Raw genomic sequence first — 16,961 nt, forward strand, 5'->3', positions numbered from 1 at the left:
TTGTGGCTCAGACACTGAAAAAAACATGTCCAAACAAGATTCATTCTGGTTTAAATCTCTTCGCTGGCTCCAAAGCAAGCTGGTGCATACCACTGTGGTGCCTCAGGATCCTTTCGCCGATTTGAACCTGGATCCGGCTAAGCCGATGGCCTATGTAATGAAGACGGAATCTGTCAGTGATATTGCGGCATTGGCGGAAGTCACCCGTAAGTTTGGTTTGCCTTGTCCTTATGAGGCACTCAAGGTTGATGATATTACCGTTCCCCGAGTCGTCTGCCTGGAAGGAGCCAAGCCCCTATTCGGCAAGCGCAAGAGCAACAAGCCATTTCTCAGCTGTTTCACTTCTCTGCTGAACCTGCATCAGGCCAATCCACAACTGGATATTCAATTGGTGCCAGTGAGCCTCTATTGGGGCCGCACTCCTGGTAAGGAAGATGACAGCATGCGTGCCGCCGTATTTGAGCGGGAAAATCCCACTTGGCTGCGCAAGTTTCTGATGATCCTGTTTCTGGGGCGCGACAACTTTGTGCAGTTTTCCAATGCCGTGTCGTTGCGGCTGATGGCCGATGAACATGGGACCGACAAGGCTATTGCCCATAAGTTGTCACGGGTGGCCAGGGTACATTTCCGCCGGCAACGCAAGGTGATGACAGGACCCGTGCTGCCCAACCGTCAGGCTCTGTTCAATGAGTTGCTGCGCTCGGAAACGCTGAAAAAGGCGATTAAAGAAGAGGCCGCTGCCAAGAAGATCCCCGAGGCCAGAGCCCGGGAGATGGCGGAAGAATATCTCGATGAGATTGCCGCCCACTATTCAGACAGCCTGGTGCGTATTGCCGAGCGGATCCTCACCTGGTTGTGGAACAAGCTCTACAAGGGGATCAACATCAAGGGCGCCGAGCAGATACGCCAGCTGCACCACGATGGCCATGAGATAGTTTATGTGCCTTGCCACCGCAGTCATATGGATTACCTGCTGCTCTCCTATATTCTCTATTTTCAGGGTATGGTTCCGCCCCACATAGCCGCCGGTATCAACTTGAACTTCTGGCCCGCCGGGCCCATGTTCCGCCGTGGTGGTGCTTTCTTCATCCGCCGCAGCTTCAACGGTAACAAGCTCTATACCGCTGTGTTCCGCGAGTATCTGGATCAGCTGTTTGCCAAAGGCTATTCGGTTGAATACTTCACCGAAGGTGGCCGCTCCCGTACCGGGCGGCTGTTGTCACCCAAGACAGGAATGCTGGCGATGACAGTCAACTCTGTGCTGCGAGGCATTGAACGGCCGGTGACTCTGGTGCCCGTGTACCTGGGCTACGACCATGTCATGGAAGTGGCCACTTACCACAAAGAACTCAGCGGCAAGAAGAAGCAGAAAGAATCTGTTTGGCAGGTGGTTGGCGCCTTGCGTAAGCTGGGCAATTTCGGTCAGGGTTATGTGAACTTTGGTGAGCCTGTGACGCTGCAGAATTTCCTCAGTGAAGCGGCGCCCAACTGGCGCGAAGAAGTGGCGGCCGATCCCGAGCAGAAACCCAGCTGGCTGACCCCGGCGGTTAATACTCTGGCCAATAGGGTGATGACTCATATCAACGATGCCGCAGCAGCCAGCGCCGTGACTCTTACCAGCCTGGTACTCTTGTCATCAGAGCAGAATGCGCTGGAGCGAAGCCAGTTGGAACGTCAGTTGGACTTGTATCTGGATCTGCTCAAGGAAGTGCCATATACCCAGTATACTTCTGTCGCTGAGGGCGACGGTAAGCAGTTGCTGCAACAAGGTCTGGAGCTGAATAAGTTCACGGTTCAGGAAGATGAACTGGGCGATATCATCTCAATCGACGAGTCGATCGCGGTAACCATGACTTACTATCGCAACAACATCATTCACCTGTTTATGGTGCCTTCTTTGCTGGCCAGCTGCCTGGTGCGCCTGGAGCAGTGCAGCCGAGCTCAGATGCAGGCGGTGCTTGAGGATTTCTACCCTCTGCTGCAGGCCGAGCTGTTTATGGGTAAGGCCGATGTCAGTGCTTATGCCGATCAGCTGCTGGATCGTTTCATTGCCAAAGGTTTGGTCGCCGAAGAAGCCGATGGTTTCCGGGTGCTGGAAGCCGGGATAAATCCGCTGGCGCTGCTGGCTGAAACCATGAGCGAAACCCTGCAGCGCTACGCCATCATCCTTAACTTGCTGGCCGCTCACCCAGGTATTGAGCGTGGCGATTTGGAGCGCGAAAGCCATAAATTGGCCAGTCGTCTGGGCGCGCTGCATGGGATTACAGCCCCCGAGTTTTACGACAAGAAACTCTACGGCATCTTGAGTATCAAGCTCAAAGAGCTGGGGTATCTCACCAAGGAAGATACCCGCCATGATATAGAGCGAACCCGGGATTATGCCAACCAGCTGCTGCGTCCACAGGTCAAGCAAACCATAGTCGACAGCGTCGCCGCCGAACAGGAGGCCTGATGGCCAATCATATGAATGCGGCGCCTGCCAAGGCGTCTTTGCTGGGCGGCGCCATGATCATCGCCGGGACCACAGTCGGTGCCGGGATGTTTTCCCTGCCGGTAGAAGGCGCCGGCATGTGGTTTGGCTACTCTGTGCTTATGCTGCTGGGGGTGTGGTTCTGCATGTTCATGTCCGGGCTGCTGCTGCTGGAAACCAACCTGCATTTTGAGCCTGGCGCCAGCTTTGACACCCTCACCAAGGAGACCCTGGGGCAGTTTTGGCGGGTGCTTAACGGCGCTTCGATAACCTTCGTGCTCTATATTCTCACTTACGCCTATATCAGTGGCGGCGGCTCCATAGTCAATCATAGCCTGGAAGGTATGGATATCAGCCTGCCGCAGAGTTTTGCCGCCTTGGTGTTTGCCCTGGTGCTGGCGCTGGTGGTGCTTATCAGCACCAAGGCCGTGGATCGGATCACCACCATAATGTTGGGAGGGATGATCATCAGCTTCTTTCTGGCGATAGGCAATCTGTTGATCGGCGTTGATACCAGTAAGCTACTGCTACCTAATGGCGAGAGCAGCTATGGCTCATATCTGTGGGCGGCCATTCCTTTCGGCCTGGCCAGTTTTGGTTACCACGGCAATGTGCCGTCTTTGGTGAAATATTACGGCAAACAGCCGGGCACCATAATCAAGGCGATTTTTGTTGGTACCTTTATCGCCTTGGCTATCTACCTGTGTTGGCTGGTGGCAACCATGGGTAATATTTCCCGCGGTGAATTCGGCGCCATTATTGCCCAGGGCGGCAATATGGGGGTATTGGTCGGCGCCTTGTCCAAGGTGATGGATAACTCGCTGCTCAACACCATGCTCACCCTGTTTGCCAATCTGGCCGTGGCGTCTTCATTCCTTGGGGTAACCTTGGGTTTGTTTGACTATCTGGCAGATCTGTTTGGTTTTGACGACAGTCGCAGCGGCAGGGTCAAGACCGCCCTGGTGACTTTTCTGCCTCCGACTCTGCTAGGTATGCTGTTTCCAGATGGCTTCCTGGTAGCCATTGGCTTCGCTGCCTTGGCGGCCACGGTTTGGGCTGTAATAGTGCCGGCCTTGATGGCTTGGCGCTCGAGGCAACGGTTTGCCGATAACCCGGGTTTTCGCGTACCGGGTGGTACGCCTTTGATAGCCATAGTAGTGCTGTTTGGGGTGCTGACGGCCGCCTGTCATCTGTTGGCCATGGCCGGCATGTTACCCAAGTATTCCTGAAGTGAGGAGCGGCTCTCTTTTTCAAGGGAATGGGAGAGCCCCACCTTGACAAGACTATAAAAGTCAGTAATTTATACCGTCCACGCCGAGTATTTCGTGCGGGTGTAGTTCAATGGTAGAACGGCAGCTTCCCAAGCTGCATACGTGGGTTCGATTCCCATCACCCGCTCCAAAATCGCCCATCCTTCTTGTGATTACCTTTGTTACTTTTTGTATCTTTGTGAGCCTTTTGGCGACTTTACACTTAACTGACGTTTGTCTCATTAAAGTTAACGCAAATCGTTATCATTGGTGTTAGTATCGTGCGCTGATTCATTCAACCAAGGAAATCTCAATCCATGTCCAGATCCAGCTTACCGATACTCTCGGGGCTGACTGTGGCACTGATGTCGGCAAGTGCAGTGAGTGCAGAGGAAGCCGCCGATACCAGTATCGAAAGGATTATCGTGACCACAAAGGCCACCTCCCCATCCACTACCAAGGGTGATTTCAATCTGCTCAAGGCACCGCAGAATATTCAGATATTGTCGAAGAATTTCCTCGACGAGCAGGGCGCCGTGTTACTGCAGGATTCGCTTAAGAACGTTGCCGGGGTGCAACCTGGTGGTTATTACAAGGGATATGACTATTTCCGGATCCGCGGCTTCGATGCTTCGAAAGAGATCTATCTGGATGGTCTCAGGCTGAATGATAACGGCTTGGGGGCCAACGTCGAGCAATCCAACCTGGAAACTCTGGAAGTGATGAAGGGCCCGTCGTCCACCCTCTATGGTTCTGGAGCCATAGCCGGTATGGTGAACCTGGTCACCAAGAGGCCAACCGGTAGCGACTTTGGCAATCTGGATTTACGCCTTGGCAGCAACGACTATCGTGAAGTGAATGCCGATCTCAACCAAGTGCTGAATGAAGAAGGCAATATCTATGGTCGTTTGGGGCTGACCTACCGGGAAGGTGCCAATGAGACGGATTATGTCGATGGCCAGGATAGAGTCTTTATTGCACCATCCGTCACTTTCGAGCTGAGTGACAAAGCCATGTTGACCCTGTTGACCAGCTACACCAAGGACAGCAATCAACCCGGAATGCCACTACCTGCCCAGGGGACAGTGTTGCCATCCGAGCTTGGGCAACTGCCTTCAGAACTCTTCTACGGTAATATCAAGGATCCCGGCACCATAGAGGATGAAACCTACCGAATAGGCTATGAGTTTCGCTATCAACTGACGGATAACATCAGTTTTCGTCAGAACCTCAGGTATCAGGATGCCTCCAGCGACTGGAATAACCTCTATTATCCCAGCAGCTATGATGCAACCAGCGGTGACATGACACTGTACAAGTTCAGCTATCAAACCCAGTGGCAGACATGGGCAATAGACAGTGGCTTTAATGGCAGTTTCTATCTCGGGGATACAGAGCATACCTTTACCACAGGGTTGGATATTTTCCTGTCGGATCTCAAGACCCGCAGCGCCCTCGGCAGCCAGTACCCGGTGATCAATCTCTATAATCCGGATTACAGCGTATTCCCGGATCAGGAACTCAATAACTTTGGCCCTGAATCAGAAGTGGAAAACCGTATCTTCGGCTTCTATTTCCAGGATCAAATCGACTGGGGTGACCACTGGAGCATGACGCTGGGGGCCAGGGTCGACAGATACAAGCAAGCATCTGTGGATGAATATGAGAATAAGCTCAGTCCACGAGCTGGGCTGAGTTACGCCTTCAACGACGATTGGGTTGCCTTCGCCAGCTACTCGGAAGCCTTCACGCCTCAGTCCTATGTCGATACCAATGGCAAAGTGCTGGATCCGGAAGAGGGCAGTCAGTGGGAAGTTGGCCTCAAGGCCAAGGCGCTCGATGGCGATCTCAATGCTACCTTGTCACTCTATGATCTGACCAAGAAAAATATCGCCATCGCCAATGTGGACGTAGGTGGTAACTTTACCTATCTAGCTTCCGGAGAACTCAACAGTAAAGGGGCTGAACTGGACATGCAGTGGTTGGTCAGCGACTCGCTGCAGTTTATCGGTCATGCGGCTTATACCCATGCGGTGGACGCCGAATACGACAACTGGGTTGCCAATGTGCCCCGTTATGCCTTGGGCGGCTGGCTCAAATACAACATAGATGAGGGTGTGCTTTCCGGCATGAGTATGGCGGCCGGGGTGAATCACTACGGTAAGCAGCAGGGCAACGCCCAGTCGGTATTGAACAGTGGTGATGATTTCTTCCTGCCGGCTTACACTCTGGTGGATCTCAATCTGGGCTACAGCTGGGATGATTATGATCTCAAGTTCATCGTCACCAATCTGCTGGACGAAGATTACTATTCCGGCTCTGACAGCTTATTGCGGGTTATGCCTGGCGAGGGGCGTCAGTTCAAGCTCAGTCTGAGTGTTCACTGGTAAGGAAGTCCTGCTGTTATGCGTAGATTCCTGTGGAAATGGCATGGGCTGCTGGGGCTGATTGTCGCTGTGCCGCTGTTTATCATAGCGCTCAGTGGCAGCCTATTGGTGTTCAAGGCCGAATTGGATGCCTGGCTTAGCCCTGAACAGGTGCTGGCCAGCGCCGATTCCCGGCTGGGCTTCGGACAACTGCTGAAGCATGCGGATCAGGCTCTGCCTGAGCATGAAATACTCGGTTGGGAGTTTGCCGCCAATGGGGAAGCCGATAGTCTCTATGTTGCCAAGATGGGCAGCTATGAGTGGCAAAAGCTGTGGTTGGATCCCGCCACGGGGCAACTGCTCAGCCCGCCCATGTCCATGACACATATGCTGACCGACTGGCTGCTTGAACTGCACTATACCTTGCTGCTGGATCATGCGGGATTACTCTTGTCGGCACTGGTGTCGGTGCTGCTGATCCTGCTTGGGCTCAGCGGCATAGTTCTGCATCGCCATTTTTGGCGCACTCTGTTTACCCTGAGGTTTGGCCGCGGCTTACGCCTGCTGCTCAGTGATGGCCACAAAATGTTGGGAATTCTCGGTGTGCCGGTTTTCCTTATTCTGGGGTTTACCGGAGCCTGGTGGAACATAGATCACTTCATTGATGAAGAGTTCGGAGGCCACGACGACAGCCAGTTTGTGCTGACCAAGCGCTACTACAATGCAGAGTTGGATTTTGATGCCATGCTGGCCGCCACCCAAGAAGCGTTGCCCGGGTTTGTCGCTACCTATGTACGCTTACCCGACCCCAGTTATCCGGGAGTGCACTTCTTTGGTCATCAAAATAACAAGGGGCCACTGCGCAGCCGTTTTGGTTCCATCATCAGTTTCGACGATCAGACCGGCAAGCTCAGCAGCAGTTTTGATGTCCGTACTGCCGGGACGCTATACCAGTTTGTCGATAGTTTCAGACCATTGCACTACGGCACTTTTGGTGGCCTGACAACCCGAATTCTTTGGTGTCTGTTGGGTTTCTTGCCCTGCTTGATGGCGCTGTCCGGTTTTTGGATGTGGCGCAGCCGGGTGCGGGGCCGTAAGCGAACAGCCCGCCGATAAGGCGTGACACCAAAAAGTCTCCCTTCGTTGGGAATAAATCCAAGCCCCCTTGGGATTTGTCTGATAGGCCCCCTAGGGGGCTTTCTTTAGTATCGAGTCTGCAAAGTGGGCTTGGTCCATTCCCCTTTTGCATCCTTTTTACGCACGAGATATCGAGTCTCATTGTTCCGCCGTAGTCTGTTAGTTGGCACACTGCGTCGCTCAGGGAGGAGTGACAGGGAGAAGCTTATGCCAACTAACAGACTACGGCTTTTTTTACATCTTTACGGCTTAACCCTTTCCTCTCGCCGAACACTTTCTATACAGCTTGGTATAATTTCTGTTAGCGTTTACCTTAAACGGAACCGACCTTGGTCAGCCTCCACAGCTTCACATTGAAAGGGAATCGGTAATGAAGATTACAGCATACAGACATGGTGAACCCTGCTGGGTCGAGTTGGGGACGCAGGACTGGAATAGTGCCAAGCACTTTTATTGTCGACTCTTTGGTTGGCAGGCCGAAGATATCCCCATGCCGGAAGGCGCCTATACCATGTTGCAGCAGGCCCATGAGGATATAGGTGCCATGTATCAATTGCCCGCCGAATTGCAGCAGCAGGGTGTTCCCAGCCACTGGGCGGTTTATTTCGCGGTGGAGGATATTAATGCGTGTATCGAAGCTGTCAGCTCCGCCGGAGGCCAGCTTCTGATGGGCCCTCATGAAGTTGGCAGCGCAGGTAAAATGGCCCTGTTTACTGACCCGGAAGGGGCCCATTTTTCGGTTTGGCAAGGTGTCGAACATCCTGGTGCCGGACGTAAATGGGAAGCCAATACTCTGTGCTGGGTAGAGCTCGCCTGTCGGCAATCCGAACTGGCCAAAACTTTTTATCCCAAGGTGTTCAACTGGCAGATGCGCCGCAGTGAGAACGCTGCCGACTTTGAATACACAGAATGGTTACTCAATGGCGAGAGTTGTGATGAAGGCATTGGCGGCATGCTGGAAATGACAGAGCAGTGGGGCGATGTGCCGCCCCACTGGATGATCTATTTCAGTGTTGATGATTGTGATGTGATGGCCAGTCGGGCGGCCGAACTGGGCGGCAAGGTTTGTGTGCCGCCAACAGATATTCCCAATGTGGGGCGCTTTGCGGTGATCAACGACCCACAGGGAGCTGTATTCAGCATTATTCGCCTGACAATGGCACTCTAATCTCTCAGTTGGCGGCATCGATGAGCATATAGTTGCCACAGTTGCCTGGGGCAATTCTGGGCGCCTGCTCCAGCAGCGCCTTCAGGTTGCTGTTATCTATCTTGGCTGGAAGGCTGAGTTGAATTTCGGTCAGCATGCCCTGGTGGCATTTAAGACTCAGCTTGTGGCCGCTCTCTGGGCCGAAGCTCTGCTGAAACGCTTGTCTCAAAGCAGCGGTCGCTATTTTTGTGCCGATATTTTGCTGCAGCAGATTAAGCAAGGGCGTTGCCTGATTCACCTCTGCCGTTAGCCTGAGTGCCAATGAGAAATAAGCTTCGGCACTTTCATCCCGGCAGCTGCCGTGTTTCCACCATTCGTGCCGCTCCAGGCAGCTGCCATAGGCGTGACTGGGCATCACGCGCCCCAGGCGTTGGGATAAGGCTTCACTCAACTCAATGGCGGGATAATCGCAGAAGTTATCGGGCTTGTGTTTGACCTTGCCGCAATAGCCATAGCTGATACCGCAGGAACGCTTATTGGGCCATAAGCCGTGCAAGCTGAAATGATTGGCATCGAAGCGATCGGCGCTCTGGCTGCGACATTCGGCCTTACTTGAACCTCTTGACTCGCAAAAGGCGTTTTGCCACGACAGAGCCAGCAGATGGCTATCGTATTTGTCGGCCAGGTTGCAGGCGTTTTTGGTTTGAGGTTCAGTAGGCAATGCGCCTGCTTGCAGTTGGCCACAATCGGCGGCAATCCAGCGCAGTGGTGATTGCACCGCCGAGGTCTTGACCCTGAACCAAGAGGGAGAGTCTTGGCCGAGGCGCTCAACTATCACCAGTCTCTGCCCTGGGCTGCTGTAAAGCTGCCCGGGGTTAGTGCCCTTGTTCTTCGATTGAAACAGCGGACAAGCCTTGTCTATCAGCAACTCACCGGAAAATGGTGCAGCCATTATGCCTACAGGCAACAGCCACAGCAGTAGTATCAGTAAGCGGGTCATAAGATTCCTCTTGGGTGAAACTGTCATCATGCGGATTTTAGTTTTGCCATGTGACACTTTGTATCCATGCCGGTTTGACGCGCAACTTATGTTAAGAAATGGATCTTTGGTTTTGGGGCCAAGATTCAGATAAAACGCGCCATAGCCGAAATAGTCGATGCTTTGGCAACGAATAAGCCGCGCCAATTTGTATCTTTGTCATTGTTGGTCAAATGAAACGTAATTGTTGCTTGTCGATTAATTGTGTAGTTTGGCAATGACAGCAGAATTTTACAGGAAAAAGTTAATGAAAGGATGTATTCCCGCGGCGGTTATGGTGCTTTGTCTGGGTGCTTGCAGCAGTACTAATGAAACGCAGCAGGCTCAAGCAGATGTGGAGCGCAGTGACGGTTATCGCTGTGAAAAAGTCACAGTGACGGGTTCAAGAATGCCGATCAGAAGATGTACCACCCAGGCACAAAGGGAGCAAGAACGCCAGGAAGCGGAAGAGATGCTAAGTAAGGGAAGAGTGCTTTCGCAGGAGTGAGTATGGATGCCAGTGGCTTGCACCACTGGCATTCAGGGATCAGGCTGACTTGATCAGTCGGCCTTCGGAGTCACGGAAACTACCGATGGCGATACGAACGAAGTCGATCAGAGTCCAGATACCCAGGCCACCCAGAGTCACCAACATCAGCAGACCGGTGCCGATTTTGCCGGTGTAAAAACGGTGTACGCCGAAGCCACCCAGGAAGAAGCACAGCAGCAGAGTAGGAACGAAACCCTTGTCGCTCAGTTGCTCATTTTCGATTGTCATTGTTTGTCCTTAAGTTAACTTTTGTCCCGGGTAAGTGATCAGCTTACCCTGCCCATCTTTGTAGCTTCCCACCAGTAACATAAAAGTGACTATCACAGTGTGGATAATATCGACTGCAAGTACCGCCATTCCAGTGAATACCAACGTAGGTTCGTCGGTTGAAATAAGCGTAATACCTACTATTGCCAGACCGAGATCGAACAGGCCATGGAGTATACGGCCACAGTAAAAGTGATGTATGCCCAAGATGCCGAAAATGCCTGAAAGACACACGGCTACGCCATAACTCTTATCGGATTTGCTGAGAGTCTGCACTTCCTTGTTCCTTTGTTGAAAGCTGAATAATCTGGCCCGGCAGGCATCTCCCTGCACATCTTCGAGCCAAACAGGTGGAGTCTACCCTTTTCAAGGGATTTTTATCAATAACAAAATGTTAAATTGAGATTATTCTGGCGTTTCTGTTTCAAACACTTGGTATTGGATCACATTGATGTACCACTCTTTGACCCCTGATGGCGTTTGCACCTGAACTTCATCGTCAACCTGTTTACCTATGAGGGCCCTGGCCATAGGGGAATCTATAGTGATATAGCCTTTCTTGGTGTCTATCTCGTCCTTGCCGACAATCCGGTAGCGCACCACAGTGCCCTGGTCATTTTCCAGTTCGACCCAAGCACCGAAGAACACCTTTCCTTCCTGCTGCGGTGAGTAGTCAACAATCTTCAACTCTTCCAAGCGTTTAACCAGATAGCGGATTCGGCGATCTATCTGCCGCAACAAGCGTTTGTTGTAGGTGTAATCTGCGTTTTCGGAGCGATCGCCCTGGGCCGCGGCCTCTTGCACTTTTAGGGTTATCTCGGGGCGGTATTCCTTCCACAGATATTTGAGTTCTTTATCCAGGGCTTCCCAGCCCTTACGGGTAATCAAATGGGCTTTCATCGATTTATTCGGTCAACTGCTGATGGCGCCAGGCGCCGATGCCAATAATGCAGAAGATTTACAGAACTCAGGCGTGCTTGCAAGTGCGCCTTCTTGCCAATGGGATAAACAGGATGCCTTTGTTTGTCATTTAACACAGGCGATGAGTGTCTGCCCCGGCTCGAAGCAGGCTTGTAGATGATCGCCCAGAGCCAATGGCAAGCCCTCAATGCTGTCGTTACATACCGAAGCGTAGAGGCGGTCGTTGCCGCCGATATCCAGGGTAATTTCGCTGCGCTGGGTATCGCGTTTGATTTGCAACAACTGGCCTTTGAGGCGGTTGCCACTGCTGAGGGGCTGCTGCAGCGAGTGGATGCTGACGGCGGGAGCCTTGAACAGCAGCAATACCTTCTTGCCGATATGCAACCCCAGTTTGTCAGTGCTGGCATGGGTGATGGCGGCATCTATCTCCTGTCCACCGGCCAACTTGACCCTGACATTGTCATTGAGAGAATCATCCTTGAGCGCAATAACTTCACCGGCCAGTTGATTGCGGGCGCTGGTCTTGAGCGAGAAGTGTGCCATCAGATCCAGCAGGTTATCCATGGGAACGGCCGCATCCAACAGCGCCTTGAGCACCATGTCCTGCATCTGATCCATCAGTTCGTAGAGCTTCAGCAGACGCTCACCAAACTCGGTCAACTTGGCGCCGCCACCGCCTTTACCACCCTTTTCACTGCTGATCACTGGCTGAGGGGCTTGCAGATTCATGTCGTTGACCGCATCCCAGGCCGCCTTGTAACTGATGCCCGCCTGTTTGGCTCCCTGGCTGATGGAGCCGGTAATGCGTATCTGCTTCAACAGCGCAATTCGTTTGGGATTGGCAAACAGTTTATCGGCATTGTTGAGAGTCAACAGGGCTTTGAGATCCATGGCATATTCCTTATCAGTGTCGGGGTTATTCTCCCTTATTGCGCTGATAAAGACCACAGGGATCACTCACTGACGATCACAGGCTTGCTTATCGTTATATAACTATGTATATAACGTTGGCAGTGTCAAATAGTGCATATATCTCATCAAGGAGTCGTTATGAAGTCCCTGTTCCGTCCTGCCCTGAGCCTGGCTCTGGGGCTGTTGTTGGCCTTTAACGTCAGTGCCAAGGAAAAAGTTACCGTTTTTGCCGCCGCCTCACTCACCAATGCCATGAATGAACTGGGCGCCGAATATGACCGCAAGCATGACACTGAAACCGTGTTCTCTTTTGCTTCCTCTTCGACGCTGGCACGCCAGATTGCCCAAGGTGCGCCCGCCGAGCTGTTTCTGTCGGCCAACCAGAAATGGATGGACTATCTCGATGAAAACAAGGCCATCGACGCCGGCAGCCGGGTTACTCTGCTGCGTAACACGCTGGTGCTGATTGCGCCGAAAAGCAGTGCGCTGAACCAGGTTGAAATCTCGGCTTCCTGGGATCTCAAACAGGCATTGGGTAACAGCCGGATGGCGGTTGGCGATCCTGATCATGTGCCGGCCGGTCGCTATGCCAAGCAAGCGCTGGAAAATTTAGCTTTGTGGCAACAGGCCGAACCTCTGCTTGCCAGAGCCAATAGTGTTCGCGGCGCCTTGGCGTTGGTCGAACGTGGCGAGTCATCTCTGGGGATTGTCTATTCCACAGATGCCAAAGTGGCCAAAGGGGTAAAACAGCTGGCGGTATTCCCCCAAGAGACTCACAAACCAATCAGCTATCCCATGGCGCTGGTGGGTAAAGAGCGCAGCAAAGGCGCCGAAGGTTTCTATCAATTCCTGCAGTCCGACGCTGCCAAGGCGGTATTTGCCAAATACGGCTTCGGCGTAAACTGAGATCCTGACTTTGAGCTTGTTGACCGACTATGAAGTGGCCGCCTTGCTGCTCAGTCTCAAGGTGTCCACTGTGGCCGTGCTCTGCAGCCTGCCGCTCGGCATTTTGTGTGCCTGGGTGCTGGCGCGGCTGGAGTTCCCCGGCAAGTCTGTGCTCGATAGCCTGATCCATCTGCCACTGGTGCTGCCACCTGTGGTCATAGGGTATTTGTTGCTGGTCTCCATGGGCCGCAGCGGTTTTCTCGGTGGCTGGCTCTATGACACTTTTGGCTTCAGCTTTAGTTTCAGCTGGCGCGGCGCCGCACTGGCAGCTGCGGTGGTGTCATTCCCGTTAATGGTTCGTGCCATTCGTCAGGCGCTCGAAGGGGTGGATGTGCGTCTGGAGCAGGCGGCGCGCACCTTGGGCGCCGGCCGGCTCAAGGTCTTCTTCACCATTAGCTTGCCGCTGACCGCACCCGGCATAGTCTCGGGCATGGTGCTGGCCTTTGCCCGCAGCCTCGGGGAGTTCGGTTCCACCATTACCTTTGTTTCCAATATACCAGGTGAAACCCGCACCATTCCCTTGGCCATGTACTCCTTTATCGAGACCCCGGGCGCCGAGGCCGAGGCCGCCAGGCTGTGTGTGATTGCGATATTGATTTCACTGGCCTCGCTGATCGCTTCCCAATGGCTCAGCAAGCGGGCGCAACAGAGGACGCTGGGACAATGCTGAAAATCGCTATCAGGCAACAGCTGGGGCAAACCCTGCTGGATGTTGACACAGAATTACCCCTCTCCGGGGTCAGCGCCGTCTTTGGCCGCTCGGGCGCCGGCAAGACCTCGCTGGTCAATATTCTCGGCGGTTTGGCAACGCCGGATGCCGGTGAGATCCGCTTGGGAGAGCGCTGGCTGTTTCATAAAGAGAAGAAGATCAATCTGCCGCCTGAGCGGCGTAACGCCGGCTTTGTGTTTCAGGATGCCAGGTTGTTTCCCCACTATCGGGTGCGCGGCAATCTCAACTATGGCCGCAAGGATAAAGACAGTCGCGAGTTTGATACCGTGGTACAACTCTTGGGGCTGGAGAAACTGCTCGACCGTTTTCCCTTCACTCTTTCCGGCGGGGAAAAGCAGCGGGTCGCCATAGGCCGGGCCTTGCTGACCCGCCCAGAGATCCTTTTGATGGATGAACCGCTGGCATCGCTCGACTTGCCGCGCAAGCGCGAGCTGTTGCCCTACTTACAGAGGCTCACCGCCGAACTTAAGCTGCCGATTATCTATGTCAGCCACAGTCTGGATGAGATCCTGCAACTGGCGGATCAGATGCTGGTGCTGGACAAGGGCCGCTGTGTCCTCAGTGGCCCGCTGGAACAGGTGTGGGACAGTGACGAGCTGAGACCCTGGCTCAGTGCCCAGGAACAAAGCTCCTTGCTGCATGCCACTGTGGCCGAGAGTCATCCCGAATATGCCATGACACGTTTGCAACTCGCCGATGGCAACAGCTTGTGGGTCAATGAACTGTTACCCAAACAGGATAAGCCGATACGGGTGCGGGTTCACAGCAACCAGGTCTCTGTGTGCCTGCAGGTGCCGAGCGGCAGTAGTATTCGCAACATCCTGCCGGTAACCCTGGAAGAGGTGAGCCGGGTCGACAGCCGCGACTATGTGCAGCTAAGACTGAGGCTGGCGGGTATGCCGCTGTGGGCCAATATTACCCGCTGGGCCCTTGAGGAGCTGGCGTTGAAGCCCGGCATGTCGCTCTTCGCCCAGATCAAAGGGGTCAGCCTCACGGCCGCCGATTTGGCCCGTTCTCACTGAGGTGCAACAGAAGATCAACTACTGTTACAAAGTCTCGGGTGATTTTTGGTATCAAAATGGCTAAATTTAAGATATTTGGCCACTTTTTCAGATACTATTGTGCAAGTTTCAGGCTTGGCACTCGAGGAATAGCCCATGGGACAAGAAACCTCCAAGATTCTGGTTGTCGATGATGATATGAGGCTGCGGGCCTTGCTGGAGCGCTATCTGATGGAACAAGGCTATCAGGTACGCAGCGCCGCCAATGCCGAGCAGATGGATCGCTTGCTGGAGCGGGAGAACTTTCACCTGCTGGTGCTTGACCTTATGTTGCCGGGAGAAGATGGCCTGTCCATCTGTCGCCGCCTGCGACAACAGGGCAACCCACTGCCGATAGTGATGCTGACCGCCAAGGGCGATGAAGTCGACCGCATCATAGGCCTGGAGCTTGGCGCCGATGACTATCTGCCAAAACCCTTCAACCCCAGAGAATTACTGGCACGTATCAAGGCGGTAATGCGCCGTCAGGTGCAGGAGATCCCCGGCGCGCCTTCGCAGCAGGAAGAGATGGTCAGTTTCGGCGAGTTCAGCCTCAACCTGGCTACCCGCGAGATGTACCACAATGAAGAGTCCATCGCCCTCACCAGTGGTGAATTTGCCGTGCTCAAGGTGTTGGTGACCCACCCCAGGGAGCCCTTGTCCCGCGACAAGCTGATGAATCTGGCCCGTGGCCGCGACTATTCGGCGTTGGAGCGCTCTATCGACGTTCAGGTTTCCCGGCTTAGGCGGCTGATTGAAAAGGATCCCGCCAACCCGCGCTATATCCAAACGGTTTGGGGACTGGGGTACGTGTTTGTGCCAGATGGTGCCGCCCGTAAATGAAGCTGCGCTGGTGGCAACGCCTGTTGCCCAGGAGTGCCTTCAGCCAAACGGTAATGCTGATAGGCTGCCTGTTGCTGATCAATCAGCTGGTCTCCTATTTGACTGTGACAGTTTATTTCATTAAGCCCAGTTATCAGCAGATCAACCAGCTTATCGCCCGCCAGATCAATCTGTTGTTTGTCGATGGGGTCGAGGTGGGCCGTGAACACCTCACCATAGTGGACGCCCTCAATGCCAAGGTGCGCGACGATGGCATGCATGTCTACAACCAGAAACAGGCCAGGGAAGCCGGTATCGAGCGGGCGACCTACTATGGTTTCCTCTCAGCCCAGATGTCGGAATATCTCGGTGGCCCGGCCGAAGTGCGTATTGCACAGAGCAATCTGCTGCAGATCTGGATCCGCCCGCCTCAGGCTCCCTCCATCTGGATCAAGGTTCCCCTCAATGGCTGGAACGAAAATGCCCTGTCGCCCCTTAACCTCTATCTGTTGGTGATAGGCGCCTTGAGTGTCGCCGGTGGCTGGTGGTTTGCCCGGCAACAGAACCGGCCGCTGAGGCGGCTGCAAAAGGCGGCTATCTCAGTTTCCAGAGGCAATTTCCCTGACCCGCTGCCGTTGACCGGCTCCAGTGAGCTCGTCGAAGTGACCAATGCCTTTAACCGTATGTCCCAGAGTATGAAACAGCTGGAGCAGGACAGGGCGCTGCTGATGGCGGGCATCTCCCATGACCTGCGAACGCCCCTGACCCGAATTCGTCTGGCTTCCGAGATGATGGTGGACGACGATGCCTACCTGCAGGAGGGCATAGTCAAAGACATTGAAGACATGGATGCCATCATCAATCAGTTTATCGCCTATATCCGCCAGGATCAGGAGAGCATTCGCGAGCCGGAACAGATCAACCGTTTAATCCGCGAAGTGGCCCAGGCCGAGAGCAACAGAGTCGGTGAAATAGAGCTGGTACTGGCCGAGTGCCCCGAAGTGCCGATGCAGAGCCTGGCCATCAAGCGGGTGATCGGCAATCTGGTGGAAAACGCCTTCCGCTATGGCCGCGGCTGGATCCGTATCGCTTCCCAAGTGGAAAAACACCGCATAGGTTTTAGTGTGGAAGACAATGGCCCGGGTATTGCCGAGAGCCAGATCCCCAAGCTGTTCCAGCCCTTTACCCAAGGTGACAGTGCCCGCGGCAGCGTCGGCTCAGGGTTGGGACTGGCGATCATCAAACGCATCATAGACAGGCATCAGGGCAAGGTCATTCTCAGCAATCGCCCTCAGGGTGGGCTGCACGCTCAGGTGTGGTTGCCAAGAGATTAACACGCCATACGCTTTATGGCCGATTGTCATTCAACTGTCATGCTCCAGTCAT

General features: G+C 53.9%; 16 protein-coding genes and 1 tRNA gene. 12 read left to right on the forward strand and 5 right to left on the reverse strand.

Going from position 1 to position 16,961, the window contains the following annotated elements:
• The first annotated feature begins 25 nt into the window (after nt 1-25).
• The 6 genes from plsB (at nt 26) to HCX89_RS15975 (ending at nt 8,391) form a co-directional block, all read left to right on the forward strand.
• Complete coding sequence (gene plsB, locus HCX89_RS15950; protein ID WP_062793573.1) at nt 26-2,452, forward strand: glycerol-3-phosphate 1-O-acyltransferase PlsB; 2,427 nt, start codon at nt 26-28, stop codon at nt 2,450-2,452.
• Nucleotides 2,452-3,699 carry a tryptophan permease gene (gene mtr, locus HCX89_RS15955; RefSeq protein WP_044733430.1) on the forward strand — a complete coding sequence of 416 codons (1,248 nt, stop codon included), beginning with the start codon at nt 2,452-2,454 and terminating at the stop codon, nt 3,697-3,699. Before plsB ends, mtr begins: the two co-directional genes overlap by 1 nt.
• Nucleotides 3,700-3,797: 98 nt before the next feature.
• Nucleotides 3,798-3,871: transfer RNA gene (locus tag HCX89_RS15960), tRNA-Gly, on the forward strand.
• Between the two features lie 166 nt (nt 3,872-4,037).
• Entirely contained in the window at nt 4,038-6,110 is a 2,073-nt protein-coding gene (locus tag HCX89_RS15965) for a TonB-dependent siderophore receptor (protein ID WP_025888198.1), read from the forward strand.
• 15 nt (nt 6,111-6,125) lie between these two features.
• The gene (locus HCX89_RS15970) at nt 6,126-7,202 is read left to right on the forward strand and encodes a PepSY domain-containing protein (RefSeq protein ID WP_101058671.1); all 1,077 of its coding nucleotides are present in this window, start codon (nt 6,126-6,128) and stop codon (nt 7,200-7,202) included.
• Between the two features lie 391 nt (nt 7,203-7,593).
• Nucleotides 7,594-8,391, forward strand: coding sequence for a VOC family protein (locus HCX89_RS15975; protein ID WP_054745303.1), 798 nt, complete (start codon nt 7,594-7,596; stop codon nt 8,389-8,391).
• Nucleotides 8,392-8,395: 4 nt separating this feature from the next.
• Here the strand turns inward: HCX89_RS15975 and HCX89_RS15980 are convergent, their stop codons facing one another.
• Nucleotides 8,396-9,370 carry a ribonuclease T gene (locus HCX89_RS15980; RefSeq protein ID WP_167716668.1) on the reverse strand — a complete coding sequence of 325 codons (975 nt, stop codon included), beginning with the start codon at nt 9,368-9,370 and terminating at the stop codon, nt 8,396-8,398.
• A 286-nt stretch (nt 9,371-9,656) separates the two neighbouring features.
• Between HCX89_RS15980 and HCX89_RS15985 the strand changes: the two genes are divergently transcribed.
• Nucleotides 9,657-9,896, forward strand: coding sequence for a hypothetical protein (locus HCX89_RS15985; protein WP_093981636.1), 240 nt, complete (start codon nt 9,657-9,659; stop codon nt 9,894-9,896).
• Nucleotides 9,897-9,935: 39 nt separating this feature from the next.
• On the opposite strand, the gene HCX89_RS15990 is transcribed toward HCX89_RS15985, so the two are convergent.
• The 4 genes from HCX89_RS15990 to HCX89_RS16005 form a co-directional block, all read right to left on the reverse strand.
• Nucleotides 9,936-10,166, reverse strand: a complete 231-nt coding sequence (locus tag HCX89_RS15990; RefSeq protein WP_025010807.1) for a TM2 domain-containing protein — start codon at nt 10,164-10,166, stop codon at nt 9,936-9,938.
• A 9-nt stretch (nt 10,167-10,175) separates the two neighbouring features.
• The gene (locus tag HCX89_RS15995; protein WP_025010806.1) at nt 10,176-10,481 is read right to left on the reverse strand and encodes an NINE protein; all 306 of its coding nucleotides are present in this window, start codon (nt 10,479-10,481) and stop codon (nt 10,176-10,178) included.
• Between the two features lie 129 nt (nt 10,482-10,610).
• On the reverse strand, nt 10,611-11,105 hold the full coding sequence (greB, locus tag HCX89_RS16000) for a transcription elongation factor GreB (protein WP_167716670.1): 495 nt from the start codon (nt 11,103-11,105) through the stop codon (nt 10,611-10,613).
• 126 nt (nt 11,106-11,231) lie between these two features.
• Entirely contained in the window at nt 11,232-12,017 is a 786-nt protein-coding gene (locus HCX89_RS16005; RefSeq protein ID WP_096142411.1) for a TOBE domain-containing protein, read from the reverse strand.
• A gap of 159 nt (nt 12,018-12,176) precedes the next feature.
• On the opposite strand from HCX89_RS16005, the gene modA reads away from it, so the two are divergent.
• From modA to envZ, 5 genes are all read left to right on the forward strand, one after another.
• Nucleotides 12,177-12,944 carry a molybdate ABC transporter substrate-binding protein gene (modA, locus tag HCX89_RS16010; RefSeq protein WP_167716672.1) on the forward strand — a complete coding sequence of 256 codons (768 nt, stop codon included), beginning with the start codon at nt 12,177-12,179 and terminating at the stop codon, nt 12,942-12,944.
• A 16-nt stretch (nt 12,945-12,960) separates the two neighbouring features.
• Nucleotides 12,961-13,653 (forward strand): molybdate ABC transporter permease subunit, encoded by a 693-nt coding sequence (gene modB / locus HCX89_RS16015; protein WP_028780857.1) that lies wholly within the window; start codon nt 12,961-12,963, stop codon nt 13,651-13,653.
• Entirely contained in the window at nt 13,647-14,735 is a 1,089-nt protein-coding gene (gene modC, locus HCX89_RS16020) for a molybdenum ABC transporter ATP-binding protein ModC (RefSeq protein ID WP_144128663.1), read from the forward strand. Before modB ends, modC begins: the two co-directional genes overlap by 7 nt.
• 135 nt (nt 14,736-14,870) lie before the next feature.
• A complete protein-coding gene (gene ompR, locus HCX89_RS16025) occupies nt 14,871-15,596 on the forward strand; it encodes a two-component system response regulator OmpR (RefSeq protein WP_025010803.1) in 726 nt (241 codons plus the stop codon).
• Nucleotides 15,593-16,909: a two-component system sensor histidine kinase EnvZ gene (gene envZ, locus HCX89_RS16030; protein ID WP_044733425.1), complete on the forward strand. Its 1,317-nt coding sequence runs from the start codon at nt 15,593-15,595 to the stop codon at nt 16,907-16,909. The genes ompR and envZ overlap by 4 nt, the downstream gene beginning before the upstream one ends.
• Nucleotides 16,910-16,961: the final 52 nt, after the last annotated feature.

The sequence above is a fragment of the Shewanella sp. Iso12 genome (assembly GCF_012030025.1).
Lineage (GTDB): Bacteria > Pseudomonadota > Gammaproteobacteria > Enterobacterales > Shewanellaceae > Shewanella > Shewanella algae.